At 72.0% G+C, this 24,723-nt stretch carries 23 protein-coding genes; 1 reads left to right on the forward strand and 22 read right to left on the reverse strand.

Going from position 1 to position 24,723, the window contains the following annotated elements:
* Positions 1–80: 80 nt before the first annotated feature.
* The 14 genes from ACFYOV_RS21365 to pyrR form a co-directional block, all read right to left on the reverse strand.
* Entirely contained in the window at positions 81–2,228 is a 2,148-nt protein-coding gene (locus ACFYOV_RS21365) for a primosomal protein N' (protein WP_389089773.1), read from the reverse strand.
* A 265-nt stretch (positions 2,229–2,493) separates the two neighbouring features.
* Positions 2,494–3,702 carry a methionine adenosyltransferase gene (metK, locus tag ACFYOV_RS21370; protein ID WP_389089775.1) on the reverse strand — a complete coding sequence of 403 codons (1,209 nt, stop codon included), beginning with the start codon at positions 3,700–3,702 and terminating at the stop codon, positions 2,494–2,496.
* A gap of 235 nt (positions 3,703–3,937) precedes the next feature.
* Positions 3,938–5,140, reverse strand: coding sequence for a bifunctional phosphopantothenoylcysteine decarboxylase/phosphopantothenate--cysteine ligase CoaBC (gene coaBC / locus ACFYOV_RS21375; protein ID WP_389089776.1), 1,203 nt, complete (start codon positions 5,138–5,140; stop codon positions 3,938–3,940).
* Positions 5,141–5,270: 130 nt separating this feature from the next.
* Entirely contained in the window at positions 5,271–5,543 is a 273-nt protein-coding gene (gene rpoZ, locus ACFYOV_RS21380; RefSeq protein WP_004933985.1) for a DNA-directed RNA polymerase subunit omega, read from the reverse strand.
* A gap of 71 nt (positions 5,544–5,614) precedes the next feature.
* Positions 5,615–6,172 carry a guanylate kinase gene (gmk, locus tag ACFYOV_RS21385; protein WP_389089778.1) on the reverse strand — a complete coding sequence of 186 codons (558 nt, stop codon included), beginning with the start codon at positions 6,170–6,172 and terminating at the stop codon, positions 5,615–5,617.
* 60 nt (positions 6,173–6,232) lie between these two features.
* Positions 6,233–6,556, reverse strand: a complete 324-nt coding sequence (locus tag ACFYOV_RS21390; protein WP_003977346.1) for an integration host factor — start codon at positions 6,554–6,556, stop codon at positions 6,233–6,235.
* Positions 6,557–6,811: 255 nt separating this feature from the next.
* Entirely contained in the window at positions 6,812–7,657 is an 846-nt protein-coding gene (gene pyrF, locus ACFYOV_RS21395; protein ID WP_389089779.1) for an orotidine-5'-phosphate decarboxylase, read from the reverse strand.
* Entirely contained in the window at positions 7,654–8,760 is a 1,107-nt protein-coding gene (locus tag ACFYOV_RS21400; protein WP_389089781.1) for a quinone-dependent dihydroorotate dehydrogenase, read from the reverse strand. Before ACFYOV_RS21400 ends, pyrF begins: the two co-directional genes overlap by 4 nt.
* A gap of 70 nt (positions 8,761–8,830) precedes the next feature.
* The gene (gene carB / locus ACFYOV_RS21405) at positions 8,831–12,139 is read right to left on the reverse strand and encodes a carbamoyl-phosphate synthase large subunit (protein WP_389089783.1); all 3,309 of its coding nucleotides are present in this window, start codon (positions 12,137–12,139) and stop codon (positions 8,831–8,833) included.
* The gene (gene carA / locus ACFYOV_RS21410; protein ID WP_389089784.1) at positions 12,132–13,286 is read right to left on the reverse strand and encodes a glutamine-hydrolyzing carbamoyl-phosphate synthase small subunit; all 1,155 of its coding nucleotides are present in this window, start codon (positions 13,284–13,286) and stop codon (positions 12,132–12,134) included. The genes carB and carA overlap by 8 nt, the downstream gene beginning before the upstream one ends.
* Positions 13,283–13,855, reverse strand: a complete 573-nt coding sequence (locus ACFYOV_RS21415) for a hypothetical protein (protein ID WP_389089786.1) — start codon at positions 13,853–13,855, stop codon at positions 13,283–13,285. The genes carA and ACFYOV_RS21415 overlap by 4 nt, the downstream gene beginning before the upstream one ends.
* Entirely contained in the window at positions 13,852–15,138 is a 1,287-nt protein-coding gene (locus tag ACFYOV_RS21420; RefSeq protein ID WP_389089787.1) for a dihydroorotase, read from the reverse strand. Before ACFYOV_RS21420 ends, ACFYOV_RS21415 begins: the two co-directional genes overlap by 4 nt.
* A gap of 4 nt (positions 15,139–15,142) precedes the next feature.
* Positions 15,143–16,123, reverse strand: a complete 981-nt coding sequence (locus tag ACFYOV_RS21425; protein WP_389089789.1) for an aspartate carbamoyltransferase catalytic subunit — start codon at positions 16,121–16,123, stop codon at positions 15,143–15,145.
* Between the two features lie 121 nt (positions 16,124–16,244).
* On the reverse strand, positions 16,245–16,820 hold the full coding sequence (gene pyrR / locus ACFYOV_RS21430) for a bifunctional pyr operon transcriptional regulator/uracil phosphoribosyltransferase PyrR (protein ID WP_389089790.1): 576 nt from the start codon (positions 16,818–16,820) through the stop codon (positions 16,245–16,247).
* Positions 16,821–17,108: 288 nt separating this feature from the next.
* Here pyrR and bldD point away from each other — a divergent pair, with 288 nt between their 5' ends.
* Positions 17,109–17,612 (forward strand): transcriptional regulator BldD, encoded by a 504-nt coding sequence (gene bldD / locus ACFYOV_RS21435; protein WP_004990661.1) that lies wholly within the window; start codon positions 17,109–17,111, stop codon positions 17,610–17,612.
* Between the two features lie 149 nt (positions 17,613–17,761).
* Here bldD and nusB read toward each other — a convergent pair whose 3' ends face one another.
* From nusB to ACFYOV_RS21475, 8 genes are all read right to left on the reverse strand, one after another.
* Entirely contained in the window at positions 17,762–18,196 is a 435-nt protein-coding gene (nusB, locus tag ACFYOV_RS21440) for a transcription antitermination factor NusB (RefSeq protein WP_389089793.1), read from the reverse strand.
* 2 nt (positions 18,197–18,198) lie between these two features.
* Positions 18,199–18,765 (reverse strand): elongation factor P, encoded by a 567-nt coding sequence (gene efp, locus ACFYOV_RS21445; protein ID WP_389089795.1) that lies wholly within the window; start codon positions 18,763–18,765, stop codon positions 18,199–18,201.
* Positions 18,766–18,823: 58 nt separating this feature from the next.
* On the reverse strand, positions 18,824–19,930 hold the full coding sequence (locus ACFYOV_RS21450; RefSeq protein ID WP_389089797.1) for an aminopeptidase P family protein: 1,107 nt from the start codon (positions 19,928–19,930) through the stop codon (positions 18,824–18,826).
* A gap of 157 nt (positions 19,931–20,087) precedes the next feature.
* Entirely contained in the window at positions 20,088–20,960 is an 873-nt protein-coding gene (locus tag ACFYOV_RS21455) for a Pro-rich N-terminal domain-containing protein (RefSeq protein ID WP_389089798.1), read from the reverse strand.
* 212 nt (positions 20,961–21,172) lie between these two features.
* Positions 21,173–22,264, reverse strand: a complete 1,092-nt coding sequence (gene aroB, locus ACFYOV_RS21460; RefSeq protein ID WP_389089800.1) for a 3-dehydroquinate synthase — start codon at positions 22,262–22,264, stop codon at positions 21,173–21,175.
* Positions 22,261–22,776: a shikimate kinase gene (locus ACFYOV_RS21465; RefSeq protein WP_389089801.1), complete on the reverse strand. Its 516-nt coding sequence runs from the start codon at positions 22,774–22,776 to the stop codon at positions 22,261–22,263. The genes aroB and ACFYOV_RS21465 overlap by 4 nt, the downstream gene beginning before the upstream one ends.
* Entirely contained in the window at positions 22,773–23,957 is a 1,185-nt protein-coding gene (gene aroC / locus ACFYOV_RS21470; protein WP_389089803.1) for a chorismate synthase, read from the reverse strand. The genes ACFYOV_RS21465 and aroC overlap by 4 nt, the downstream gene beginning before the upstream one ends.
* 177 nt (positions 23,958–24,134) lie before the next feature.
* On the reverse strand, positions 24,135–24,584 hold the full coding sequence (locus ACFYOV_RS21475) for a hypothetical protein (RefSeq protein ID WP_389089804.1): 450 nt from the start codon (positions 24,582–24,584) through the stop codon (positions 24,135–24,137).
* Positions 24,585–24,723 lie beyond the last annotated feature (139 nt).

Genomic DNA, 24,723 nt, shown 5'->3' on the forward strand with positions numbered 1-24,723 from the left:
CGCCCCCGGGAGGGCAGCGGCACGCGGGCAGCCCCGGCGGACCCGCGCCACCGCGCGGCACCCCTCATCCGCGGCACCCCTCATCCGATGTCGGGCGGATCGATCCGCACCCACACGGCTTCCCCGCCTCCGCGAGCCGTTCGCGCCGCCTGTGCGGCCTTCAATGCGCCGGCCAGCGCGGCTCCCCGCCCCGGCGGAACCCGGACCAGCGCCCGCTCCCAGTGCTCCCCCGGAGGCGGCGCACCCGGCCGGCGCGGGCGTCCAGGGGCGGTGACGGGCAGCGGCACCGGGCCCAGTACCTCGGCCTCCCCTGGGAGTTCCACGGTGCGGAGGAAACCGGCCACCGCCTCCGGCGGCCCGGCCACCGCCGCCATCCGCGACACCGGCGGGAACCCCAGTTCGGCCCGCTCGGCCAGTTCCCGCAGCGCGTGCCCGACCGGATCCCACCGCACCAGCGCCTGCACGGGCCGCAGCGTCGGCTCGGCGACCACCACCACGGTTCCGCCCGCCGACTGCGGCCGTACGAGCGCCGCCGCGCCGATCCACCGGCGCAACGCGTCCTCTCCGGCCCGCAGGTCGGGCCGCCCGAGCATGGCCCAGCCGTCCAGCAGCAGCGCCGCCGCGTACCCGCCCTCGGCGACCGGCTCGGCCCCCGGCGTGCTGACCACCAGTGCGGGCGCCCCCGGCACCGTGTCCAGCACGTGCTCGCGCCCCGAGGTCCGCACGGGGACGGCGGGAAAGGCCCGGCCCAGCTCCTCCGCGGTCCGGCGCGCCCCGATCACCTGGGCCCGCAGCCGGAACCCCCCGCACTCCGGGCAGTGCCAGCCGCCCTCCTCGCGCCCGCACCAACCGCACCGCAGATCGTCCGAGCCCCGCGCCTCCAGCGGCCCCGCGCAGTGCCTGCACCGGGCCGGAGCACGGCAGGCGGCGCACGCCATGCGCGGCACGTAACCGCGCCGTGGGACCTGGACCAGCACCGGGCCGTGCCGCAGTCCCTCCCTGGCGGCCTGCCAGGCGAGGGTCGGGAGCCGGGCGGCGCGGGCGGCCTCGTCCCGGGCCAGGTCGCCGTCCCCGACCGTGCGCACCAGCGGCGCGACGGCCCGCACCCGCTCCCGCCCGGCGACCAACGGTCCGGCCCAGCCGCTCTCCACCAGTTGCGCGGCCTCCACGGTGCAGCTCCAGCCGCCCAGCAGGAAGCCGCACCCGTCCTGGGCCGCCCGCAGCAGCAGGACCTCACGGGCATGCGGCTGCGGCGCGTGCTGCTCGCTGTGGCTGTCGTCACCGTCGTCCCAGACGGCGACCAGTCCGAGGTCCCGCACGGGCGCGAACATGGCGGCGCGGGTTCCGACGACGGCGCGTACCGATCCCCGCCGCACCGCGAGCCACTGGGCGTACCGCTTCTCGGGCCCTGCGTCGGCGGTGAGCACCGCGTGCCGCCCCTCCCCCAGCAGCGCGGTCAGCGCCGCGTCGACGCGGGCGACGGCCCGCCCGTCCGGCAGGACGGCGAGCGCACCGCGCCCGGAGACCAGCGTGGCCGCCATGGCACGGGCGAGCTCGTCACTCCACTGCGGCCCGGGCAGGGCGTTCCACACGGCCCGTGGGGCGCCTCCCGAGGCCAGGGAGTCCAGGAAGGCGGGCCCTTGCTCGTAACGCGCCCAGGAGCCCGGCCCGGGCGCCGGGGGCGGGGGCAGCGGCGCGGGCGAGGGCCGCTGCTCGGCGCGGGCGTTGCGCGGCGGCACGGCGAGCTGGAGGACGTCGGCGAGGCTGCCCGCGTACCGGTCGGCGACGGCACGGGCGAGCCCCAGAAGTTCCTCCCCGAGCACCGGCTCGGGCGAGACGACCTGCGCGAGGGCCGCCAGGGGCCCCGAGTAGTCGGACTCGGCGAGACGCTCGACCAGGAAACCGTCGATCAGTCCCCCGCCCTCGCGCCGCCCGTCGCGCACCCGGTGCCGTCCGGCGCCGAACCGCACGCGCACCCGCACTCCCGGCTGGGCGTCGGCGTCCAGTTCCTCGGGGACGGCGTAGTCGAAGTAGCGGTCCAGATGGAGCACGCCCTTGTCGACGAGGACCCGGGCGACGGGCAGTTCCTTGGCGAGCGCGGCACCCCGCCAGGTGCGTGGCTTGGCCCTGGGCGCCTTCGCCTTGCGCACGCTCTCCCGGATCAGCGCGAGCTGCTCGGGCGGCGCACCCTCCGCACCGCCGTCCGCCTGACCGTTCTCGCCGCTCACGCCTGCATTCTTACCAAACACCACCGACAACGGCGCCGGCCCGGAATCAGGGGGCGCCCGTCGTGCGGGCCGGGATCACCGCACTCCGGGGCGCGCTCCGCCGGACCGACCACGGTCTCCGCGCCGGGGAGGTCACCGGCGCGGGACGCGTCGGGCGCGGTGTGCGGGCGTCCTCCGGGTGCGGCGTCCTCCGGCGGGCCGCGGACGCGCCGAAGCCCGGCGCCCCCGAAGGGGCACCGGGCCTCGGCAGGACGGACGGGTGCCGCTAGAGCCCCGCCGCCTTGCGCAGCGCGTCCACCCGGTCGGTGCGCTCCCAGGTGAAGTCGGGCAGCTCACGGCCGAAGTGGCCGTAGGCGGCGGTCTGGGCGTAGATCGGGCGCAGCAGGTCCAGGTCGCGGATGATGGCGGCCGGGCGCAGGTCGAAGACCTCGTCGATGGCCCTCTCGATCACATCCGTGTCGATCTTGGCGGTGCCGAAGGTCTCCACGAACAGACCCACCGGCTCGGCCTTGCCGATCGCGTACGCCACCTGGACCTCGCAGCGGGTGGCCAGACCCGCGGCGACCACGTTCTTGGCGACCCAGCGCATGGCGTACGCGGCCGAGCGGTCCACCTTCGACGGGTCCTTGCCGGAGAAGGCGCCGCCGCCGTGGCGGGCCATGCCGCCGTAGGTGTCGATGATGATCTTGCGGCCGGTCAGACCGGCGTCACCCATCGGGCCGCCGATCTCGAAGCGGCCGGTGGGGTTGACCAGCAGCCGGTAGTTCTCGGTCTCCAGCTTGATGCCGTCGTCCAGCAGCGCCTTGAGCTCCGGCTCCACGACGAACTCGCGGATGTCGGGGGCGAGCAGCGACTCCAGGTCGATGTCGGAGGCGTGCTGCGAGGAGACGACGACGGTGTCCAGACGGACCGCCTTGTCGCCGTCGTACTCGATGGTGACCTGGGTCTTGCCGTCCGGGCGCAGGTAGGGGATCGTCCCGTTCTTGCGCACGTCGGACAGACGCTTGGACAGGCGGTGCGCGAGGAAGACCGGCAGCGGCATCAGCGTCGGGGTCTCGTCCGTGGCGTAGCCGAACATCAGGCCCTGGTCGCCGGCGCCCTGCCGGTCCAGCTCGTCGTCGTCGCCCTCGACCCGGGCCTCGTAAGCGGCGTCGACGCCCTGCGCGATGTCCGGGGACTGCGCGCCGATCGACACCGAGACACCGCAGGAGGCGCCGTCGAAGCCCTTCTTCGAGGAGTCGTAACCGATCTCGAGGATCTTGTTGCGGACCAGCGTCGCGATGTCCGCGTACGTCTTGGTCGTGACCTCACCGGCGACGTGCACCAGGCCGGTCGTGATCAGGGTCTCGACGGCGACCCGGGAGGTCGGGTCCTCGCGCAGCAGCGCGTCGAGAATGGTGTCGCTGATCTGGTCAGCGATCTTGTCGGGGTGACCCTCGGTCACGGACTCCGAGGTGAACAGGCGACGGGACACAACGCTCCCTGGGGTTGCAGCGGCTGCTGGCTGATCATTGGTGGACGGCGGGGGCTGCACCCGGCGCCGTCCGTGGAACAGTTTATCGGTCGCGGTCCGCCACAGGTCGCCGTGTCTCGCCTCTCGGGAGCCCTGTGACCTGCGGCACGGGCATTCTGCCCAATGCCGGGCGACGTGACCAGAGGCGCCACGCCCCGATACGTACGGTCGAGTGGGGCCGAAGGGACGGAACCGGTCAGTCGAGGCGGTCGGCCACCAGGTCCCACACGGTGTCGGCCAGGGCCTCCTTGGGGCCGTGCGCGACGGGTGTCTCGCTGCCGTCGGCCCCCAGCACCACGGCCTCGTTCTCCTCCGAGCCGAACGTCCTGCGTTCGCCGACCTCGTTGACCACCAGCAGGTCGCAGCCCTTGCGCTTGAGCTTGGCGCGACCGTTGGCGAGGACGTCGTCGGTCTCGGCCGCGAAGCCCACGATCACCTGTCCGGGCCGGGCCCGTTCGGCGGAGATCTCGGCGAGGACGTCCGGATTGCGCACCAGCGTGATCGGCTCGGGCTCCCGGCCCTCCTTCTTCTTGATCTTTCCGGCGGCGTAGGACGCCGGGCGGAAGTCCGCGACCGCCGCGGCCATGACGACCGCGTCGGCGTCGGCGGCCGCCGCGAGCACGGCCTCGCGCAGTTCCACGGCGGTCCCGACGCGGACGACGTCCACGCCCGCCGGGTCGGGCAGGGCGGTGTTGGCCGAGATCAGCGTGACGCGGGCGCCCCGGGCGGCGGCGGTGCGGGCGAGCGCGTAGCCCTGCTTGCCGGAGGAGCGGTTGCCGAGGAAGCGGACGGGGTCGAGGGGCTCGCGGGTGCCGCCGGCGCTCACGACCACGTGGCGGCCCCGGAGGTCGGGTTCGGTGACCCCGCGGGCCAGCACCCGGCGGCAGACCTCGAAGATCTCCGCCGGGTCGGGCAGCCGGCCCTTGCCGGTGTCGACGCCGGTGAGGCGGCCCACGGCCGGTTCGACCACGACCGCGCCCCGGCGGCGCAGGGTCGCCACGTTCTCCTGGGTGGCCGGGTGCTCCCACATCTCGGTGTGCATGGCGGGGGCGAAGACGACGGGACAGCGGGCGGTCAGCAGGGTGTTGGTGAGGAGGTCGTCGGCCAGGCCGTGGGCCGCCCTGGCCAGGGTGTCCGCCGTGGCGGGGGCGACGACGACGAGGTCGGCGTGCTGGCCGATGCGGACGTGCGGCACCTCGTGGACGTCGTCCCAGACCTCGGTGGACACCGGGTTGCCGGACAGCGCGGACCAGGTGGCCGCGCCGACGAAGTGCAGCGCGGACGCGGTGGGGACGACCCGGACGTCGTGACCGGACTCCGTCAGCCGCCTGAGCAGCTCGCAGGCCTTGTACGCGGCGATGCCGCCGCTGACCCCCAGGACGACCTTCGGCTTGTCCACCGTCTCTCCCGCTCTTCCCGGAACTCGGCTCCCGTGCGCCGGGACGGCGCACTCCCCCATCACACACCACAGGCCCGGCAGACGTACTGCCGGGCCTGTGGAAAAGTCAGCCGAAAACGGCTGGTACGACTTACTGACCGGGGCCTTCGACGGCCTCGGAGGTCAGCAGTCCCGCGTTGATCTCGCGCAGGGCGATCGAGAGCGGCTTCTCGTGGACGTGGGTGTCCACGAGGGGACCGACGTACTCGAGCAGACCCTCGCCGAGCTGCGAGTAGTACGCGTTGATCTGGCGGGCCCGCTTGGCCGCGTAGATCACGAGGCTGTACTTCGAGTCCGTGGCCTCGAGGAGCTCGTCGATCGGCGGGTTGATGATGCCCTCGGGCGCGGAGATGGAAGAGGACACGCTCTACCTTCCGATGGATGGGAAAGATGCAGTCGGTGCGGTCGTCCGCACGGTCACTGACGTACTGACGGTCACACGACGTTCATCAAGGCTAGCAGCTCGCGGGCCACGTCCTCGACGGAGGTGTTGACCAGGGTGGTGTCGAACTCCGGCTCGGCCGCCAGCTCGGTCTTCGCCGCGTCGAGGCGGCGCTCGATCACCTCGGCCGACTCGGTGCCACGGCCGGTGAGCCTGCGCACGAGCTCCTCCCAGGAGGGAGGAGCCAGGAACACCAGCTGAGCCTCGGCCATGGACTCACGGACCTGCCGGGCACCCTGGAGATCGATCTCCAGGAGGACGGGCACACCCGCCTCCAGGTGCTCGAGCACGGCCGCGCGGGGCGTGCCGTAGCGGTTGCCGGCGAATTCGGCCCACTCCAGCAGCTCGCCGTTGGCGATCAGTTTGTCCATCTCCTCGTCGGTGACGAAGAAGTAGTGGACTCCGTGCTGCTCGCCGGGGCGGGGCCTGCGGGTCGTCGCCGACACCGAGAGCCAGACCTCGGGGTGTTCCTTGCGCATATGGGCGACGACCGTGCTCTTGCCGACCCCGGAGGGGCCGGAGAGCACGGTCAGCCGCGGACGTTCAGTCATGCAGCGATTATTCCAGGCGTCCCGGGGTGCCCGGGACGCCGGTCCCGGACTGCCGGGACGTCAGGAGCCGGTGCTCCCGAACTCGCGCTCCAGGGAGGCGATCTGGTTGGAGCCGAGACCCCGCACGCGGCGGCTCTCGGAGATGCCCAGACGCTCCATGATCTGCTTGGCGCGGACCTTGCCCACGCCCGGCAGGGACTCGAGCAGGGCGGAGACCTTCATCTTGCCGATGACGTCGTTCTCCTGACCCTGCTTGATGACCTCGTGGAGGGAGGCGCCGGAGTGCTTGAGTCGATTCTTGACCTCGGCCCGCTCCCGGCGAGCCGCGGCGGCCTTTTCGAGCGCGGCTGCGCGCTGTTCAGGGGTAAGGGGCGGAAGAGCCACGCCTACGTCACCTCGGATGTCGAACTGTCGGATACGGACCGGTGAGGAACCTAGTCGCCCCACACCTGGGGAGCCACGAGCAACACACGCTTGCCCGTTCTCTCGTCGGAGACTAGCGGGCAACTCCGCAAGAGTCAGCGAGAACAGCGGAAAAGTCCTGGTCAGCCTCCGTCAGGCCGGACATTGAGGACATACTGCCCCTGATTTGTGGATGTAGCCAGACCCCGGCAGCCCTCCGTCGGCACTTCGGCGGGCTCAGGCGGGCGTCACGGCGGCCCGGACCTCCTCGGCGAAACGGTCCGCGGCGTCACGCAGTGCGACCACATCGGGACCGTGGCGCAACACTCCCCGGCTGACGTTCGGCACGACGTTGCGCACCGCGCTCCCGAACACGGCCGGCAGATCGGCCGCCGTGGCCCCCTGGGCACCGATTCCCGGCGCGAGGAGCGGTCCGTTGATGTCCAGGTCGTACGACGACAGGTCGCCCAGCGTCGCGCCGACCACCGCGCCGAAGGACCCCAGGGGCTCCTCCCCCGCGTTCTCCACGGCCAGGTGACCCAGCATGGTCGCCCCCACGGTCCGCCCGTCGGCGCGCACCGCGTGCTGCACCTCGCCGCCCTCCGGGTTCGAGGTGAGTGCCAGCACGAACAGACCCGTGCCGCTTTCCCGCGCCAGCGCGATCGCCGGGCTCAGCGAGCCGTAGCCGAGATACGGGGAGACGGTCAGGGCGTCCGAGAACAGCGGGGCGTCCCGGTGCAGGAACGACTCGGCGTAGGCGGCCATGGTGGAGCCGATGTCGCCGCGCTTGGCGTCCATCACGACCAGCGCACCGGCCGTGCGTGCCTCCTGGACCGTCTTCTCCAGCACCGCGACACCGCGCGAGCCGAAGCGCTCGAAGAAGGCGCTCTGCGGCTTGAGCACCGCCACCCGGTCGGCCACCGCCTCGACGACCGTGCGGCTGAACCTCTCCAGGCCCGCCACGTCGTCGTTCAGGCCCCACTCGGCGAGCAGCGAGGCGTGCGGGTCGATGCCGACGCACAGCGCACCGCGCTCGTCCATGGCCCGGCGCAGCCGCGCTCCGAACGGTTCCGGACCACTCATGCCGTCTTCCTCACGTCGGCGCCCACCGCGTCGGCGAGCGTGGCGAACGGGCTGGTGCGCAGGCGCGCGGCGAGCCCCTTGTGCATGGCGCGGCCCCAGAAGGGGCCCTCGTAGACGAGGGCGCTGTAGCCCTGGACCAGCGTGGCACCGGCCAGGATGCGCTGCCAGGCGTCCTCGGCGTTCTCGACGCCCCCGACACCCACCAGGGTGATCCGGTCGCCCACGCGCGCGTACAGGCGGCGCAGGACCTCCAGGGAGCGCGTCTTCAGGGGCGCTCCGGACAGGCCGCCGGTCTCCTCGACGACCGCGCGGTCGGACCTCAGGCCCAGGCCCTCGCGGGCGATGGTGGTGTTGGTGGCGATGATCCCGTCCAGGCCGAGTTCCACGGCGAGGTCGGCGACCGCGTCGACGTCCTCGTCGGCCAGGTCGGGGGCGATCTTCACCAGCAGCGGCACGCGGCGGGCGGGCACCGCGCGGTCGGCGGCCTCGCGGACGGCGCTCAGCAGGGGGCGCAGCGCCTCGGTGGCCTGCAGATCGCGCAGGCCGGGGGTGTTGGGGGAGGAGACGTTGACGACGAGGTAGTCGGCGTACGGGGCCAACCGCTCGGCCGACTTCACGTAGTCGGCGACGGCCTCGGTCTCCGGTACGGCCTTGGTCTTGCCGATGTTGACGCCCACCACGGTCCTGAACACCGGCGTGCGGGAGGCCAGGCGGGCGGCCACGGCCAGCGAGCCCTCGTTGTTGAAGCCCATGCGGTTGATCAGCGCCCGGTCGGCGACCAGCCGGAACAGCCGCTGCCGGGGGTTTCCCGGCTGGGCCTCCCCGGTGACCGTGCCGACCTCGACGTGGTCGAAGCCGAGCATCGCCATCCCGTCGATGCCGACGGCGTTCTTGTCGAAGCCGGCGGCCAGCCCGAAGGGGCTGTGCAGGCGCAGCCCGAACGCCTCGGTGCGCAGTTCCTCGTGGCGGGGGGCGAGCGCGGCGGCGACGAAGGTGCGCAGCACGGGGACGCGCGCGACCAGGCGGATCCAGCGGAAGGCCAGGTGGTGGGCCTGCTCCGGGTCCATTCTCGTGAAGATCAGGCGGAAGAAGAGCTTGTACATCGGTGAAGGTGTCCCAGGGGTGCTCATGAAGAGGGGGACACCGTTTCTCCGGTGTCCCCCTCCTCGGCTGCTAGTCGCGGGCCGCGGTCAGGTGTTCCGCGTGTTCCTGGAGCGAACGGACGCCCACGTCGCCGCGGTTGAGGGCGTCGATGCCCTGGACCGCGGCCGCGAGCGCCTGGACCGTCGTCAGGCAGGGCACGGACCGCGCCACGGCGGCCGTACGGATCTCGTAGCCGTCGAGGCGGCCGCCCGTGCCGTACGGGGTGTTGACGATGAGGTCGACCTCGCCGTCGTGGATGAGCTGGACGATCGTCTTCTCGCCGTTCGGGCCGGGGCCCTCGGACTGCTTGCGCACGACGGTGGCACCGATGCCGTTGCGCTTGAGGACCTCGGCGGTGCCGGAGGTGGCGAGCAGCTCGAAGCCGTGGGCGACCAGCTCCCGGGCCGGGAAGATCATCGAACGCTTGTCGCGGTTGGCGACCGAGATGAACGCGCGGCCCTTGGTGGGCAGCGGCCCGTAGGCGCCCGCCTGCGACTTGGCGTACGCCGTGCCGAAGACCGAGTCGATGCCCATGACCTCGCCGGTGGAGCGCATCTCCGGGCCGAGGACGGTGTCGACACCACGGCCGTGGATGTCCCGGAAGCGGGACCACGGCATCACGGCCTCCTTGACGGAGATCGGCGCGTCCAGCGGCAGCTCGCCTCCGTCGCCGGTGGCCGGGAGCAGACCCTCGGCGCGCAGCTCGGCGATGGTCGCGCCCAGCGAGATCCGGGCGGCGGCCTTGGCCAGCGGCACCGCGGTCGCCTTCGAGGTGAAGGGGACGGTGCGCGAGGCGCGCGGGTTGGCCTCCAGAACGTAGAGGATGTCCCCGGCCAGCGCGAACTGGATGTTGATCAGGCCACGCACCCCGACGCCCTTGGCGATCGCCTCGGTGGAGGCGCGCAGGCGCTTGATGTCGAAGCCGCCGAGCGTGATCGGGGGCAGGGCGCACGCCGAGTCGCCGGAGTGGATGCCGGCCTCCTCGATGTGCTCCATGACGCCGCCGAGGTACAGCTCCTCGCCGTCGTAGAGGGCGTCGACGTCGATCTCGATCGCGTCGTCGAGGAAGCGGTCGACGAGGACCGGCCGGGTGGAACTGATCTCGGTCGACTCGGCGATGTACGACTCCAGGCGGGTCTCGTCGTAGACGATCTCCATCCCGCGGCCGCCGAGCACGTAGGAGGGGCGGACGAGGACCGGGTAGCCGATCTCGTCGGCGATGGCCTTGGCCTCGGCGAAGGTGGTGGCGGTGCCGTGCTTGGGGGCCGGGAGGCCGGCCTCCTTCAGGACCCGTCCGAAGGCGCCGCGGTCCTCGGCGGCATGGATGGCCTCCGGGGAGGTGCCCACGATCGGCACGCCGTTGTCCTTGAGCGCCTGCGACAGGCCCAGCGGGGTCTGACCGCCGAGCTGCACGACGACGCCCGCGACCGGTCCGGCCTGCCGCTCGGCGTGGACGATCTCCAGCACGTCCTCCAGGGTGAGCGGCTCGAAGTAGAGCCGGTCGGAGGTGTCGTAGTCGGTGGAGACGGTCTCCGGGTTGCAGTTGACCATCACGGTCTCGTACCCGGCGTCGCTCAGCGCGAAGGAGGCGTGGACGCAGGAGTAGTCGAACTCGATGCCCTGGCCGATGCGGTTGGGGCCGGAGCCCAGGATGATCACGGCGGGCTTCTCGCGCGGCGCGACCTCGGTCTCCTCGTCGTAGGACGAGTAGAAGTACGGCGTCCTGGCGGCGAACTCGGCGGCGCAGGTGTCGACCGTCTTGTAGACCGGGCGGATGCCGAGCGCGTGCCGGACCTCGCGGACGACGTCCTCGCGCAGCCCGCGGATCTCACCGATCTGCTGGTCGGAGAAGCCGTGCCGCTTGGCCTCGGCGAGCAGCTCGCGGGTCAGCTCGGGCGCCTCGGCGAGCTCGTCGGCGATCTCCTTGATGAGGAAGAGCTGGTCGACGAACCAGGGGTCGATCTTCGTGTGCTCGAAGACCTCCTCGGGGGTGGCGCCGGCGCGGATGGCCTGCATGACGGTGTTGATCCGGCCGTCGGTGGGGCGCACCGCCTCGCGCAGCAGCTGCTCCTTGTCGCCGGCCTCGCCGACGAAGGTGAACTGGCTGCCCTTCTTCTCCAGGGAGCGCAAAGCCTTCTGGAACGCCTCGGTGAAGTTGCGGCCGATGGCCATGGCCTCGCCCACCGACTTCATGGTCGTCGTCAGCGTCGAGTCGGCCGAGGGGAACTTCTCGAAGGCGAAGCGCGGGGCCTTCACGACCACGTAGTCGAGCGTGGGCTCGAAGGAGGCGGGGGTCTCCTGCGTGATGTCGTTCGGGATCTCGTCGAGGGTGTAGCCGACGGCGAGCTTGGCGGCGATCTTGGCAATGGGGAAACCGGTCGCCTTGGAGGCCAGCGCCGAGGAGCGCGACACGCGCGGGTTCATCTCGATGACGATCACCCGGCCGTCCTCGGGGTTCACCGCGAACTGGATGTTGCAGCCGCCGGTGTCCACGCCGACCTCGCGGATGACCGCGATGCCGATGTCCCGCAGGATCTGGTACTCGCGGTCGGTGAGCGTCATGGCCGGGGCGACGGTGATGGAGTCGCCGGTGTGCACGCCCATGGGGTCGAAGTTCTCGATGGAGCAGACGACCACCACGTTGTCGTGCTTGTCGCGCATCAGCTCCAGCTCGTACTCCTTCCAGCCGAGGATGGACTCCTCCAGGAGCACCTCGGTGGTCGGCGAGAGGGTGAGGCCCTGGCCGGCGATGCGGCGCAGCTCGTCCTCGTCGTGGGCGAAGCCGGAACCCGCGCCGCCCATGGTGAAGGAGGGGCGGACGACGACGGGGTAGCCGCCGAGCCGCTCGACACCGGCAAGCACCTCGTCCATGGAGTGGCAGATCACCGAGCGGGCGGACTCGCCGTGCCCGATCTTCCTGCGGACCTCCTCCACGACCTCCTTGAACTGGTCGCGGTCCTCGCCCTTGTGGATGGCCTCGACGTTGGCGCCGATCAGCTCGACGCCGTACTTGTCCAGGACACCGTTCTCGTGCAGCGAGATCGCCGTGTTGAGGGCCGTCTGACCGCCCAGGGTGGGCAGCAGGGCGTCGGGGCGCTCCTTGGCGATGATCCTCTCGACGAACTCGGGGGTGATCGGCTCGACGTACGTGGCGTCGGCGATCTCCGGGTCGGTCATGATCGTCGCCGGGTTGGAGTTCACCAGGACGACCCGCAGGCCCTCCGCCTTCAGCACGCGGCACGCCTGGGTGCCGGAGTAGTCGAACTCGGCGGCCTGGCCGATGACGATCGGGCCGGAGCCGATGACCAGGACGGACTGGATATCGGTGCGCTTAGGCACGCTGGCCCTCCATCAGGGAAACGAAGCGGTCGAACAGGTAGGCGGCGTCGTGCGGGCCCGCTGCCGCTTCGGGGTGGTACTGGACGCTGAAGGCCGGCTTGTCGAGCAGTTGCAGGCCCTCCACCACGTTGTCGTTCAGGCACACGTGGGACACCTCGGCGCGGCCGAACGGGGTGTCGGACACCTGGTCGAGCGGGGCGTCGACGGCGAAGCCGTGGTTGTGCGCGGTGACCTCGACCTTTCCGGTCGTGCGGTCCTGAACCGGCTGGTTGATGCCGCGGTGGCCGTACTTCAGCTTGTAGGTGCCGAAGCCGAGGGCGCGGCCGAGGATCTGGTTGCCGAAGCAGATGCCGAACAGCGGGGTGCCGCGCTCCAGGACGCCCTGCATCACGGAGACGGGGTGGTCGGCGGTGGCCGGGTCGCCGGGGCCGTTGGAGAAGAACACGCCGTCGGGGTTCACGGCGTAGACGTCCTCGACGGTCGCGGTGGCGGGCAGGACGTGCACCTCGATGCCGCGCTCGGCCATGCGGTGCGGGGTCATGCCCTTGATGCCGAGGTCGACGGCGGCGACGGTGAACTTCTTCTCGCCGATCGCGGGGACGACGTACGGCTCGGTGGTGGCGACCTCGGCGGACAGGTCGGCGCCCTTCATCTGGGGCGCCTCCTGGACGCGGGCCAGCAGCGCGGCGTCGTCCCGGACGGCGTCGCCGCTGAAGATGCCGACGCGCATGGCGCCCCGCTCGCGCAGGTGCCGGGTCAGGGCGCGGGTGTCGATGCCGCTGATGCCGACGACGCCCTGGGCGGCCAGTTCCTCGTCGAGGGAGCGGCGCGAGCGCCAGTTGGAAGGCACCCGGGCGGGGTCCCGCACCACGTAGCCGGCGACCCAGATGCGCTTCGACTCGGCGTCCTCGTCGTTGATGCCGGTGTTGCCGACGTGCGGGGCGGTCATCACCACGACCTGGCGGTGGTACGAGGGGTCGGTCAGGGTCTCCTGGTAGCCGGTCATGCCGGTGGAGAACACCGCCTCGCCGAAGGTCTCCCCCACCGCCCCGTAGGCACGGCCGCGGAAGACCCGGCCGTCCTCCAGGACGAGTACGGCAGGAAGCACCTTCTCTCGGGAGGTGATTCCCCTGGTGGAGGTTGTCATCGTTCGGCGCCTTCCGTCGTGATGATCGTGTTGCTCATGGAGTTGACGGCCTCCACCCACTCGTGGTGCTCGGCCGCGTGGTCGGAGCGGAAACCGGAGTCGATCAGCCGCTCGCCGTGCGCCCAGGTGACGACGAACAGCCCGCCCTCGGTGAGGACCTTGCCGGCGATGCCCTTGTCCAGCCGGGCGCCGCGCAGCGCGTCGGCGGGGACGAAGAAGTCGCCGGCTCCGGGGCGTACGACGTCCAGCCCCGCGTCGGTGAGGGTGAGCTCGGCCCTGCTGCGGGTGCCCAGGCCGTGCGCCACGATGCGGTCGAGCCACTGGCCCGCGGTGGTGGAGCCGTGGTAACGGCCGCTCATGCGCAGTTTCGCCGGGCCCGGCTCCTCCGGAGTGCTGTGCAGCTCGGGCAGGTCGCCCTGGAGCGTGCCGCGCCACTTCCAGCCCTCGCGCATCAGCCAGTAGACGAGCGCGACGAACAGGGCGAGTCCGACGACCCAGCCGACCCGGGCGGCCCAGTCGGTCACTTCCGCCGATTCCTTCTCGGCGGCCAGCAGGATTACAGGTGTCACGTGAGCTTCCCGTCGACGAGCGTGGCCTTGCCCCGCAGCCACGTGTGCGTCACACGGCCCGGCAGCTCGCGGCCCTCGTACGGGGTGTTGCGGCTGCGCGAGGCGAAGCCCGCGGGGTCCACAGTGCCACGGTATGCCGTGTCGACGAGGGTGAGGTTGGCGGGCTCACCTGCCGAGACGGGACGGCCGTGGCCCTCGGCCCGCCCGATCAGCGCGGGCTTGGCGGACATGCGGTCGGCGACGCCGGCCCAGTCCAGCAGGCCGGTGTCGACCATCGTCGCCTGGACCACCGACAGCGCGGTCTCCAGGCCGACCATGCCCATGGCGGCGGCGGCCCACTCGCAGTCCTTGTCCTCGTGCGGGTGCGGGGCGTGGTCGGTGGCGACGATGTCGATCGTGCCGTCGGCGAGCGCCTCGCGCAGCGCGTGCACGTCCCGCTCGGTGCGCAGCGGCGGGTTGACCTTGTAGACGGGGTTGTAGGTGCGGACCAGCTCGTCGGTGAGGAGCAGGTGGTGCGGGGTGACCTCGGCGGTGACCCGGATGCCGCGGGACTTCGCCCAGCGGACGATCTCGACGCTTCCGGCGGTCGACAGGTGACAGATGTGGACCCGGGACCCGACGTGCTCGGCGAGCAGCACGTCCCGGGCGATGATCGACTCCTCGGCGACGGCCGGCCAGCCCCCGAGGCCGAGTTCGGCGGAGACGACGCCCTCGTTCATCTGGGCGCCCTCGGTCAGCCGCGGCTCCTGCGCGTGCTGGGCGACGACGCCGTCGAAGGCCTTCACGTACTCCAGGGCGCGGCGCATGATCACGGCGTCGTGGACGCACTTGCCGTCGTCGGAGAAGACGGTGACGCCGGCGGCCGACTCGTGCATGGCGCCCAGCTCGGCGAGCTTCTGGCCCTCCAGGCCGACGGTGACGGCGCCGACCGGCCGCACGTCGCAGTAGCCGTGCTCCCTGCCGAGCCGCCAGACCTGCTCGACGACGCCGGCGGTGTCGGCGACCGGGAAGGTGTTGGCCATGGCGAACACGGCGGTGTAGCCGCCGCTCGCCGCGGCCCGGGTGCCGGTCAGCACGGTCTCGGAGTCCTCCCGGCCCGGCTCGCGCAGGTGGGTGTGCAGGTCGACCAGGCCCGGCAGCAGTACCTTGCCGTCGGCCTCGACGACCTCGGCGCCCTCGGCGGACAGCCCGGTGCCCACGGCCGCGACGACCTCGCCGTCGATCAGCACGTCCTGCGGCTCGCCGCCGAGCACCTTCGCACCACGGATCAGGATCTTGCTCATGGTCTTACTTCTCCTCGGTACGGGCGGTCTGGGTGACGGCGGGCTCGTTGCCGCCGAGCAGCAGGTAGAGGACGGCCATGCGGATGGAGACGCCGTTGGCGACCTGCTCGACGACCGTGCAGCGGTCGGAGTCGGCCACCTCCGCGGTGATCTCCATGCCCCGGACCATGGGACCGGGGTGCATCACGACGGCGTGCTCGGGCATCCGCGCCATGCGGTCGCCGTCGAGGCCGTAGCGGCGGGAGTACTCGCGCTCGGTGGGGAAGAACGCGGCGTTCATCCGCTCGCGCTGGACGCGCAGCATCATCACGGCGTCGGACTTGGGCAGCGTGCTGTCCAGGTCGTAGGAGACCTCGCAGGGCCAGGTCTCGATGCCGACCGGCAGCAGGGTCGGCGGGGCGACAAGGGTGACCTCGGCGCCGAGGGTGTGCAGCAGATCGACATTGGAGCGGGCGACGCGGCTGTGCAGGATGTCACCGACGATCGTGATGCGCCGGCCGGACAGGTCATGACCGATCCCGGCGTCCCGGCCGACGAGCCGGCGCCGCATGGTGAAGGCGTCGAGCAGGGCCTGGGTGGGGTGCTGGTGGGTGCCGTCACCGGCGTTGATGACGTGGGCGTCGATCCACCCGGAGGTGGCCAGGCGGTACGGGGCCCCGGAGGCGCCGTGCCGGATGACGACGGCGTCGACGCCCATGGCCTCGAGGGTCTGCGCGGTGTCCTTCAGGGACTCGCCCTTGGACACGCTGGAGCCCTTGGCGGAGAAGTTGATGACGTCCGCGGACAGCCGCTTCTCGGCGGCCTCGAAGGAGATGCGGGTCCTCGTCGAGTCCTCGAAGAAGAGGTTGACGACGGTGCGGCCGCGCAGGGTGGGCAGTTTCTTGATCGGCCGGTCCGCGACCCGGGCCATCTCCTCGGCGGTGTCGAGGATCAGGACGGCGTCGTCGCGGGTGAGGTCGGCGGCCGAGATGAGATGACGCTGCATCTGTCAGGCTCCGTAAGGCAGTTCATTCGGAAGATCGGGAGAATCCGGGCGGCCGGGCACACACCGGGGCATGCCTGGCCGGCGCACACCGGCGCGGGGGCTCCGACGTACGCCCGAATCGCTACTGGGCGGTCCGCTTGGCGCCGAGCAGCACGGTGTCGCGACCGTCCTCCTCGGCGAGCAGGACCTTGACCGTCTCCCGCAACGACGTGGGGAGGTTCTTGCCGACGTAGTCGGCGCGGATGGGCAGTTCGCGGTGGCCGCGGTCGACGAGGACGGCGAGCTGCACCGCGCGGGGGCGCCCGATGTCGTTCAGCGCGTCGAGGGCGGCGCGGATGGTGCGGCCGGAGAAGAGCACGTCGTCGACGAGGACGACGAGGCGGCCGTCGATGCCGTCACCGGGGATCTCGGTGCGGGCCAGCGCCCGCGGCGGGTGCATGCGCAGGTCGTCGCGGTACATGGTGATGTCGAGCGAGCCGACCGGGACCTTGCGCTCGGTGATCTGCTCGAGCTTGGCGGCGAGCCGCTGGGCGAGGAAGACGCCCCGGGTCGGGATGCCGAGGAGCACCACGTCGTCGGCGCCCTTGGCGCGTTCGACGATCTCGTGGGCGATGCGGGTCAGCACCCGCGCGATGTCGGGGCCTTCGAGAACGGCCCGTGCATCGGACTGCGTGTCCTGCGTGTCCTGCGTGTCCATACGAAACGGACCTCCTTCTCCGCCTCACGGGACGGACCTTAAAGGACGTCGGATTTGCGCCACCTACGGTATCAGGTCGTGAGCGACACGCCGGATCCCCCTCGATCACCCTTCGGACACCCCCCTGATCACCCGTATGGAGCAGTCGGCCCCGGCCGATGCGGAAGCGTCGGTGTGGACCATTCGGCTTGACGCGCGAGAGTAACGCTGCGTAACCTCACAGTGAGTTACCAGCCGCGCGGCCCGGAAACCACAACCGGACGCGTCGACACAGTGCCGGGGAGCTATATGTCCAGCGAATACGCCAAACAGCTCGGGGCCAAGCTCCGGGCGATCCGCACCCAGCAGGGCCTTTCCCTCCACGGTGTCGAGGAGAAGTCCCAGGGACGCTGGAAGGCGGTCGTGGTCGGTTCGTACGAGCGCGGCGACCGCGCCGTGACCGTGCAGCGCCTCGCCGAGCTGGCGGACTTCTACGGCGTCCCGGTGCAGGAACTGCTGCCGGGCACCACCCCGGGCGGCGCCGCCGAGCCGCCGCCGAAGCTGGTCCTGGACCTGGAGCGGCTGGCCACGGTGCCGGCCGAGAAGGCGGGCCCGCTCCAGCGCTACGCGGCGACGATCCAGTCGCAGCGCGGTGACTACAACGGCAAGGTCCTCTCGATCCGCCAGGACGACCTGCGCACCCTCGCCGTCATCTACGACCAGTCGCCCTCGGTCCTCACCGAGCAGCTGATCAGCTGGGGCGTGCTGGACGCGGACGCCCGCCGCGCGGTGGCGTCGCACGAGGAGAGCTGACCGCCCGACGCTACGCGGGTTGAGCAGAAACGTGCCGCCGGGGCGGTGGGACCTGAGAGGTTCCACCGCCCCGGCGGTTCTCGTACGGACGGCCCACAGCCCTCGTGGGCAGCGGGCCGTCCGTACCGGTGTGTCTCGCGCTGCCGGTCTCAGCGATCGTCGCGGCGCAGCGACGGCTTGAGCTCCTTCAGCCGGCCGAGCAGGCCGTTGACGAACGACGGCGACTCGTCCGTCGAGAACTCCTTCGCCAGCTGCACCGCCTCGTCGAGGACGACGGCGTCCGGGGTCTCGTCGACCCAGATCAGCTCGTAGGCACCGAGACGCAGGATGTTGCGGTCGACGACCGGCATCCTGTCGAGCGTCCAGCCGACGGAGTACTGGGCGAGCAGCTCGTCGATGCGCTTCGCGTGTTCCGCGTAGCCCTCGACCAGCTGCATCGTGTACTCGCTCACCGGCGGCTGCCGGGTGTCGGTCCGGGAGTGCCGGATCCAGTCCGCGAGGACCGTCAGGACGTCGGCGCCGCGCTGGTCGCCCTCGAAGAGGATCTGGAAGGCGCGCTTGCGGGCCGTGTTGCGGGCAGCCACGGTTAGCTGTTCACCCGGCCGAGGTAGTCGCTGGTGCGGGTGTCGACCTTGATCTTCTCACCGGTGGTGATGAAGAGCGGGACCTGGATCTGGTGGCCGGTCTCCAGCGTGGCGGGCTTGGTGCCGCCGGTGGAGCGGTCGCCCTGGACGCCGGGCTCGGTCTCGGCGACGGTCAGCTCGACGGCGGCCGGGAGCTCGACGAAGAGCACCTCGCCCCCGTGCTGCGCGACGGTGGCGGTGAAGCCCTCGACGAGGAAGTTGGCGGAGTCGCCGACGGCCTTGCGGTCGACCATGAGCTGGTCGTAGGTCTCCATGTCCATGAAGACGAAGTACTCGCCGTCCATGTAGGAGAACTGCATGTCGCGCTTGTCGACGGTGGCCGTCTCGACCTTGACGCCGGCGTTGAAGGTCTTGTCGACGACCTTGCCGGAGAGCACGTTCTTGAGCTTGGTGCGCACGAAGGCCGGGCCCTTGCCGGGCTTGACGTGCTGGAACTCGACGACGGACCAGAGCTGGCCGCCTTCGAGCTTGAGCACCATGCCGTTCTTGAGGTCGTTCGTGGAAGCCACGGTTGCGGAATCTCCTGGACTGACGTGGACGACCCCGGGGCAGGCGCACAGCGCGAGGCTAGAGCGCGAGCAGCTCCTTGGTCGTGATGGTGAGTAGCTCGGGTCCGCCGTCCGCCTCGGGGCGTACGACGAGCGTGTCATCGATCCGGACGCCGCCCCGGCCCGGGAGGTGGACCCCCGGTTCGACGGTGACCGGCACGCAAGCGTCCAGTTTACCCATGGCCGCCGGGGTCAACTGCGGGTCCTCGTGGATTTCGAGTCCGACCCCGTGCCCGGTGAGCACCGGCAGGGCCTGCGCGTACCCGGCGCAGTCCAGCACCTGGCGGGCGGCACGGTCCACGTCGCGGCAGGACGCACCGGGCACCAGGGACTCCCGGCCGGCGCGCTGAGCGGCGAAGACGACGTCGTACAGCTCGATCTGCCAGTCCGCCGGGGCGGTGCCGATGACGAAGGTCCGGCCGATCTCACAGCGGTAGCCGCGGTACGTGGCACCGAGGCAGACGGAGAGGAAGTCGCCCTCCTCCACCCGCCGGTCGGTGGGACGGTGACCGCGCCGGCCCGCGTGGGGTCCCGTGCCGACGGAGGTGGGGAAGGCCGGGCCGTCGGCGCCGTGGTCGACCAGGCGGCGCTCCAGCTCCAGTGCGAGGTGCCGCTCGGTGCGGCCGACCAGGATGGACTCCAGGAGTTCGCCGAGAGCCTGGTCGGTGATCTCGGCGCCGATGCGCAGACAGGAGATCTCCTCCTCGTCCTTGACCACGCGCACTTGCTCGACCGCGCCGCCGATGTCGGCGAGGCGCAGCCGGGGTGCGACGGACCGGATGGCCCGGTGCCGGGTGACGGTGAGGTGGTGCTCCTCCACGGCGAGGGAGTCGGCGCCCTGTCCGGTGGCGAGGTCGGCGGCCGCGACGGCGGGGTCGCCGCCGGTGCCGGGCACCCTGTGCACCCGCAGCGCCTCGTCGGGGCGGGCCTGCGGGTACCGGTCGTCGAGCAGGTCGGCGCACACCAGCAGGTCCTCGGTCCTGCCCAGCAGCAGCACGGCGCCCTCGGGGGCGGCACCCGCGAGGTAGCGCACATTGGCGGGCCGGGACACCAGCGCCGCCGCGCTGCCGCCCGCGTTGCAGCGTTCCCGTACCCGCGCCCGGCGGACCGCGTACACCTCTGACATGACCCGAGCCTATGAGCGGTGGCCGGATACCGCCGGTCGAGAGGTCCGAGCGTGTGCCTCCGGCCGCGCGGAGTCCGTTGTCACCGGCGGTTCGCGCGCCACCGGCGCCCGGGGTGGGCAAGGCCGCGGGGACGTGCCCGTGCCGGGTCCGTCGGGCTCACCAGGCGGGCGGGCTGGCGATGGACCGGGCCAGTACGTCGTCCAGGATTCTCGCCGTCTCCGGGATGTCAAGCTGGGAGTTGTCGATGATCGGCAGGCCCGAGCCGTACCATCCGGCCATGCGGCCGTGGATGCGGGCGACCTCCTCGTCGGAGAGGCGGCGATTGCCCGTGCGTTCCGCGTTGCGCTCCAGGACGATGTCCAGGCCCGGCAGGAGGACGACCGGCAGCAGGCCGGGACCCACGTGCCGTTTCCAACCGCCCAGTCCGACCACCGGGCGGTCGGGGAAGACCGCGTCGTCGAGGATGCACGAGATGCCGTTGGCGAGGAAGTTGCGCGCGGCGAAGCCGCAGGTGCGGCGGGCCAGGCGGTACTGCGCCTCGGAGTTGTCGTTCCACCCCGACTGGGGGTCGGCGAAGCCGGAGCGGACCCACTCGCGGACGTCGTCGAGGCTGATGTGGGCCGTGGGGACCCGGCGGTGGTCCGCCCAGTACTTGGCGACGCTGGTCTTGCCCGCGCCCGCGGGTCCTATGAGTAGCACGGCGATGGCCGCGCCGGCCGGGTCGGGAGCCGCGGCGGCGGGGGGCGTGCCGGGCACGGCCACGGGGGCACCGGGCGGCAGCGGGACGTGACCGGTGGTGTCCGGCGGAGGGGGCATCGAGGCGTGCCGCACTCCCGTGGCCTGCGGGGCCGGGCCGGCCGGGGGCGCCGGATAACCCGGCGCCGGAGGTGGCGGGGGGACGGGGGCAGGGCCCGGGTGCGCTCCCGGGTGCGGGCCACCGGGGTGATGTGCGGCCGGCGACCAGCCGGCGGCCGGTCCGTGCCCCGGCTGGTGGGGCGGCGGCAGCGGAGAACCCACTGCGTGCTGCATCCGGTGCCACTCCGTCTCGTTCTACTGGCTCGGTTCGCCTCGGGCGATGGGCGCTGACAGCGGGGGCGCGTCCGGAGTCGCCCTGGCTGGGCGGCAGGGCGAACCCCCATCCGAACGGTACCGCCCCCGGCCGTCGTTGTGTGAACGGCCGGGGGCGGTCCTGAGTGCCCGTCACCGCGAGGCGGATCGGGTCGCGGGTCGGTTCCGGGGTTCTACTGCCCCACCTCGCCGTACGCGGCGAGCAGGACCGCCGGGTCCGGGCCCTCCATCACGGTGGGCTTGGCAAGACCGTCGAGGACGATGAAGCGCAGCAGGTCGCCGCGGGACTTCTTGTCGACCTTCATGGTCTCCAGCAGCTTGGGCCATTGGTCGTAGCGGTAGTGCAGCGGCAGCCCGACCGATTCGAGGATCGTGCGGTGACGGTCGGCGGTGGCGTCGTCCAGCCGGCCCGCGAGCCGGGCCAGTTCGGCGGCGAAGTGCATGCCGACCGAGACCGCCGCGCCGTGGCGCCACTTGTAGCGTTCGTTCTTCTCGATGGCGTGCCCGAGGGTGTGGCCGTAATTGAGGATCTCCCTCAGGCCCGACTCCTTCAGGTCGGACGACACCACGTCCGCCTTGACCCGGATCGAGCGCACGATCAGCTCGGCGGTGTGCGGCCCGGCCGGGGTGCGGGCGGCCTGCGGGTCGGCCTCGATCAGGTCGAGGATCACCGGGTCGGCGATGAAGCCGGCCTTGATGACTTCGGCCAGCCCGGAGACGTAGTCGTTGACCGGGAGGGAGTCCAGCGCGGCGAGGTCGCACAGCACACCGGCGGGCGGGTGGAAGGCGCCCACCAGGTTCTTGCCCTCGGCGGTGTTGATGCCGGTCTTGCCGCCGACGGCCGCGTCCACCATGGCCAGCACGGTGGTCGGGATGGCGATCCAGCGCACCCCGCGCAGCCAGGTCGCGGCCACGAAACCGGCGAGGTCGGTCGTGGCGCCACCGCCCACGCCGACGATGACGTCGGTGCGGGTGAATCCGGACTGGCCGAGCGCCTTCCAGCAGTAGGCGGCGACCTCGGCGGTCTTGGCCTCCTCCGCGTTGGGCACCTGGATGGCGATCGCCTCGTAGCCCTGCCCGGCCAGGTCGGCGCGCAGCGCGTCCCCGGTCTCGGCCAGTGCCTCGGGGTGCACGATCGCCACGCGCTTGGCCCTGGGTCCGATCAACGCGCCGAGTTCGCCCAGGAGCTGACGGCCCACCAGGACGTCGTAGGGTTCGGTGCCCGCCGTGCCGCCGATGTGGATCCGCGTCACTGCCTCGCTCATGCTTCCTTCAACTCCAGTGCGTCCAGGGCGGCCCGGGTGACTTCTTCGGGCGTGCGGCCGTCGGTGGGCACGACGGCCGTGGCGACCTCCTCGTACAGGTGCCGCCGGGCCTCCATCAGTTCGCGCCACTGCTTGCGCGGATTGACGGCGAGGAGCGGGCGGGCGACGTTCAGGCCGGTGCGCCGGACGGCCTCCTCGACATCCATCGACAGGTAGACGACCCGCTGCCCGGCGAGCAGCGCTCGGGTGTCCGGGTCGAGGATCGCACCGCCGCCGAGGGCGAGCACGCCGTCGTGCTCGGCCAGCGCGGTGCGCACGGCCTGCTTCTCGATCGATCGGAAGGCGCTCTCGCCCTCGTCGACGAAGATGTCGGCGATGCTGCGTCCCCGACCCGCGACGATGTCGTCGTCGGTGTCCCGGTAGCCCATGCCGAGCCGGTCGGCCAGCAGCTGCCCGACGGTGGACTTGCCCACCCCCATCGGGCCGACCAGCACGACGACCGGCCCGCTCATCGGATGGCCAGGTGGTCGAGGTAGGACCGCACGTTGCGGCGGGTCTCGGTGACGCTGTCGCCGCCGAACTTCTCGGCGAGCGCGTCCGCGAGGACCAGCGCGACCATGGCCTCGGCGACGATGCCGGCGGCCGGCACGGCGCACACGTCGGAGCGCTGGTGGTGGGCGGCCGTCTCCTCGCCGGTGACGACGTCGACGGTCTTCAGCGCCCGCGGCACGGTGGCGATCGGCTTCATCGCGGCACGCACGCGCAGCAGTTCGCCGGTGGTGAGCCCGCCCTCGGTGCCGCCGGAGCGGCCGGAGGTGCGCCTGAGTCCCTCGTCCGTGGCGACGATCTCGTCGTGGGCCTTGGAGCCGGGCACCCGGGCCAGGTCGAAGCCGTCACCGACCTCGACGCCCTTGATCGCCTGGATGCCCATGAGAGCGGCGGCGAGGCGGGCGTCCAGTCGCCGGTCCCAGTGCACGTGCGAGCCGAGACCCACCGGCACGCCGTAGGCCAGGACCTCGACGACGCCGCCGAGGGTGTCGCCGTCCTTGTGGGCCTGGTCGATCTCCGCGACCATCGCCTTCGAGGCGTCCGCGTCCAGGCAGCGCACCGGGTCCGCGTCCAGCTTCTCCACGTCGGCCGGCGTCGGGTACACCCCGTAGGGGGCCTTCGCGGCGGCCAGTTCCACGACGTGGGAGACGATCTCGATCCCCGCCGTCTCCTTCAGGTACGACCGCGCCACCGCGCCCAGGGCCACCCGGGCCGCGGTCTCCCGCGCGGAGGCCCGCTCGAGCACCGGACGGGCCTCGTCGAAGCCGTACTTCTGCATGCCGGCGAGGTCGGCGTGACCGGGGCGCGGGCGGGTCAGCGGGGCGTTGCGCGCCAGGTCCGCGAGCACGTCCGGGTCGACCGGGTCGGCCGACATGACCTGCTCCCACTTGGGCCACTCGGTGTTGCCGACCATGATCGCGACCGGGGAGCCGAGGGTCAGGCCGTGCCGGACCCCGCCGAGGAAGGTGACCTCGTCCCGCTCGAACTTCATCCGGGCACCGCGACCGTAGCCCAGCCGCCGCCTCGCGAGATGGTCCGCCACCATGTCCGTGGTGATCGGCACGCCGGCGGGAAGGCCCTCCAGCGTCGCGACGAGTGCGGGACCGTGGGACTCCCCCGCGGTCAGCCAGCGCAACCTGCTCAACGGTGCTCCTCATAGCTCGCGCCCCGGTACTGCCCTGCACACGCTCCTCGCGTGCGGCTGCGGCGCGACGGGGTGCGCGGCCCCGGCCCGCCACCTCCGATCCTCCCACGTCCGCGGCCGGGACCCGGCCGCCGGTCCATCAGGCGGACGCGGCCCGGGCGACCGGGGCGGGCGGGATCAGACCGGTCCGTCGGTGCGGCCGTGCCGGGGGGCGTAGGCACCGAGGAAGTCGGCGCCGCTCGGCTGCCCGCCGACGGGCTGTGCGGCCTGGGGCGCGTACGGGCCGAGATGGGCGGCCCCGCCGCCCTGCTGCTGGGGGGCGTAGGGCCCCAGGTGGTCGGCGCCGCTGCCGCCGTGCTGCGCGGTCTGCGGCTGCTGCTGAGGGGCGTACTGGCCCAGGTAGGCAGCTCCGGGGGCCTGTCCGTGCCGGGCCGCCGCGTGGATCGGCTGCCCGTTGCGGACGGCACGACGGTAGGCGATCTTCCGCTTGATCTTGACCGCCCAGGAGACCAGGAGGACGAGCACGACCAGGGCGAGCACCGTGATCTGCACCCAGTCGGGCATGAACTTCAGCACGGCTTCGAAGATCTCGGCCTTGCCGGACGCCGTGGACACGCCAGTGGACATGAAGCGATTCCCCTCCCGTTCCGCCCCCTGCGGAACCGGACAAGGATACTGGGGCGCGTCGTTGGATCATGCCGCGGGCGCGGGGTGCGGCACGCGCATATCCGCGGCGTTGTCGTCGGTTTCCGACGCTCCGCGTCGA

The organism is Streptomyces sp. NPDC005931, from assembly GCF_042871235.1.
Taxonomy (GTDB): Bacteria; Actinomycetota; Actinomycetes; order Streptomycetales; family Streptomycetaceae; genus Streptomyces.